Raw genomic sequence first — 582 nt, 5'->3', positions numbered from 1 at the left:
TCCGCCGACACCGGTACCAGGTACCCATCACGGGCAGACCAATACCTGACACCAACTCCGCCGACACCGGTACCAGGTACCCATCACGGGCAGACCAATACCTGACACCGACCAGAGACACCGACCACTGACACCGACCACCACCAATCACCAGAAAAAAAGATACAGGCGTCGCACGCCGGCATCTTTCTACTCATTTAATCAAATTCGGGTACCCCTGCTGTTTCAACGCATCAAACAATACAATCGAAACCGTATTCGAAAGGTTCAACGAACGAACCTTATCTGTCATCGGCACACGTAAACACCTGTCTTCAAGACCTTCAAGCAACGATTTTGGAATCCCGTCGCTCTCCCTGCCAAACACAAAGAACAATTCCTGATCTGGTGAAGAGAAGTCAAAGTCAGCATAAGACTTGGTTCCAAAGTTTTCGATATAGTAATACTCTCCTTCAGGGAAAGCTTCATACAGTTCTTCGATCGAATCATAATAATGAATCGTTACATCATGCCAGTAATCCAGGCCGGCTCTACGCAGCATCTTGTCATCAGTAGAAAAGCCTAGAGGCCTTATTAAATGGA

Annotated in this window: 1 protein-coding gene; it reads right to left on the bottom strand. The window is 47.6% G+C overall.

Features of this window, described 5'->3' with window-relative positions; all coding sequences use genetic code 11:
• Nucleotides 1-193 precede the first annotated feature (193 nt).
• A partial coding sequence (locus LD39_RS18185; RefSeq protein ID WP_035551244.1) for a tRNA (cytidine(34)-2'-O)-methyltransferase occupies nucleotides 194-582 on the bottom strand: 389 nt, incomplete at its 5' end.

Origin of the sequence: Halobacillus sp. BBL2006, from assembly GCF_000786645.1 — a bacterium.
Classification (GTDB): Bacteria; Bacillota; Bacilli; order Bacillales; family Halobacillaceae; genus Halobacillus.
This window is presented reverse-complemented; position numbering and strand designations above follow the sequence as displayed.